This is a genomic window from Actinomadura sp. NPDC000929, assembly GCF_040492065.1.
Lineage (GTDB): Bacteria > Actinomycetota > Actinomycetes > Streptosporangiales > Streptosporangiaceae > Spirillospora > Spirillospora verrucosospora.
The window spans coordinates 1-2,511 of sequence record NZ_JBEUPA010000308.1 but is presented as its reverse complement, the minus strand read 5'-3'; the positions used below and the strand labels follow the sequence as shown (position 1 = coordinate 2,511).

At 74.4% G+C, this 2,511-nt stretch carries 2 protein-coding genes and 1 riboswitch; both genes read left to right on the top strand.

Annotated features, from left to right (window positions below; translation table 11 throughout):
- The first annotated feature begins 154 nt into the window (after window positions 1-154).
- On the top strand, window positions 155-445 hold the full coding sequence (locus ABWI04_RS42445; RefSeq protein WP_353835946.1) for a hypothetical protein: 291 nt from the start codon (window positions 155-157) through the stop codon (window positions 443-445).
- A 49-nt stretch (window positions 446-494) separates the two neighbouring features.
- Window positions 495-608: riboswitch (TPP riboswitch) on the top strand.
- The gene (gene thiC, locus ABWI04_RS42440) at window positions 604-2,370 is read left to right on the top strand and encodes a phosphomethylpyrimidine synthase ThiC (protein WP_345186737.1); all 1,767 of its coding nucleotides are present in this window, start codon (window positions 604-606) and stop codon (window positions 2,368-2,370) included. Its footprint overlaps the riboswitch before it by 5 nt.
- Window positions 2,371-2,511: the final 141 nt, after the last annotated feature.

The following is a 2,511-nucleotide window of genomic DNA, read 5'->3' as shown; positions in this document are numbered from 1 at the left end:
CGGACGGCAGCGCCGCCCCCGTCATGCGCGAACTGCTCCTCCTCAACGCCGACCGCTTCCCGCTGCTTGCCACCACCGTGGCCATCCCCTCGACCCCCACGCCGCCGCGCTGCTGGTGGTCCGGGGTCCGTCCCGGCTGCCAGGACGCGACCGCGTGCGCGTCCTCGACGCGGACGGCCGCCCTCTCGGATTCGTGCGCGGCCTGCGCGAGCCGTCCTTCCACACCGCCGGCGGGATGCTCCTCGGCACCACCCGCGCCACCGGCGACGGCCGCGTCGTCACCGGCGTCGACGGCCGCCGCTCGGCCACGCTGCGCATCATCGGCGACGCCGAGGCCCGGGTGGAGCTGGAGCGGTCGCCGTCCGCCCCCGACCCCCTCCGCACCCTGGTCCTGGCCCTGCCCGTCGCGATCCCCGCGCGCGACCTCCGCGCGGGCGCGCTCTAGCCCATGGGCGGCGGTTGCGGCAACCGGGGCCGCCCGGGTTAACGTCGTGGCGACAGATCGCGGGGGCCCGGCGAACCGGGCTGAGATAGCGGCTGGGACGGCCGCTGACCGCATGAACCTGACCGGGTAATGCCGGCGTAGGGAGAGATCGAGTCGTCATGACCGAACCTGTGGTTCCCGCTGCCCGCAAGACCTACCTCCAGGGCTCCCGCCCGGAGATCCGGGTCCCGATGCGGGAGGTGCCGCTGACCAACGGCGACGTCGTCGTCCTGTACGACACGTCCGGGCCGTACACCGATCCAGAGCAGGAGACCGACGTGCGCAGGGGGCTGCCGCCTCTGCGGGAGGCCTGGATCGCCGAGCGCGGCGACACCGCCCCGTACGAGGGGCGGGCGGCGCGCCCCGAGGACGACGGGCGCCGCTCGTCGCCCTCCGCGCTCCCCCCGGGCGCGGGCGGGCGCCTCCCCCAGGCCGACGGCGAGGGCGCCCTGCCGCGGCGGCCGCGGCGCGCCACCGGCGGCGCGGTGACGCAGCGCGCCTACGCCCGGCGCGGGGAGATCACGCCGGAGATGGAGTTCGCCGCGCTGCGCGAGGGCGTGGCGCCGGAGTTCGTCCGGGACGAGCTGGCCGCCGGGCGCGCGGTGCTGCCCGCCAACGTCAACCATCCCGAGATCGAGCCGATGGTGATCGGGCGGAACTTCCTCGTCAAGGTCAACGCCAACATCGGCAACTCGGCCGTCGCGTCCTCGATCGAGGACGAGGTCGAGAAGATGACGTGGGCGACCCGCTGGGGCGCCGACACGATCATGGACCTGTCGACGGGCCGCGACATCCACACCACGCGCGAGTGGATCCTGCGCAACTCGCCCGTGCCGGTGGGGACCGTCCCGCTGTACCAGGCGGTGGAGAAGGTCGGCGGCGACCCGGCGGAGCTCACCTACGAGGTCTTCCGCGACACCGTGATCGAGCAGGCGGAGCAGGGCGTGGACTACATGACCGTCCACGCCGGGGTGCTGCTGTCCTACGTGCCGCTGACGGCGCGGCGCAAGACGGGGATCGTGTCGCGGGGCGGATCGATCATGGCGGCCTGGTGCCTGGCGCACCACGAGGAGAACTTCCTCTACACCCGCTTCGAGGAGCTGTGCGAGATCTTCGCCGCCTACGACGTGACCTGGTCGCTGGGGGACGGGCTGCGCCCGGGCTCCGTCGCGGACGCCAACGACGAGGCCCAGTTCGCCGAGCTGCGCACCCAGGGCGAGCTGACGCGGATCGCGGCGCGGTTCGGCAACCAGGTGATGAACGAGGGCCCCGGCCACGTCCCGATGCACAAGATCAAGGAGAACGTCGACCTGCAGCAGGAGTGGTGCGACGGCGCGCCGTTCTACACCCTCGGGCCGCTGACCACCGACATCGCTCCCGGCTACGACCACATCACCTCGGCGATCGGCGCCGCGATGATCGGCTGGCACGGCACCGCGATGCTCTGCTACGTCACGCCGAAGGAGCATCTCGGGCTGCCGGACCGCGAGGACGTCAAGGCCGGCGTGATCGCATACAAGATCGCCGCGCACGCCGCCGACCTCGCCAAGGGCCATCCGGGCGCGCAGGCGTGGGACGACGCGCTGTCGGAGGCGCGGTTCGACTTCCGCTGGGAGGACCAGTTCAACCTGTCCCTGGACCCCGGCACCGCGCGCGCCTTCCATGACGCGACGCTCCCGGCCGCGCCGGCCAAGACCGCGCACTTCTGCTCGATGTGCGGGCCGCACTTCTGCTCCATGAAGATCACGCGGGACGTGCGGCGGTTCGCGGCCGAGCGCGGCCTCGCCGACGCGGAGGCCCTCGCCGCCGGGATGCGGGAGAAGGCCGAGGAGTTCAGGGCCGGCGGCGGCCGGCTGAACCTCCCCGTCTCCCCCGCCGACGCCTGACCCGGGCCGGACGCGGAGACGCGGCCGGGCCCGCCGTGCCCCGCGGCGGGCGCGCCCGCCCCCCAGGGGGGCCCCCCCGGGGCCCGCCCCGGCCCCCCGCCGGGTGGGTTGTGGGGCCCGGCCGAAACCCCCCGCACACAC

Coding starts and splice junctions, on each gene's coding strand:
- thiC (WP_345186737.1), top strand. CDS start 604: ATGACCGAACCTGTGGTTCCCGCTGCCCGCAAGACCTACCTCCAGGGC.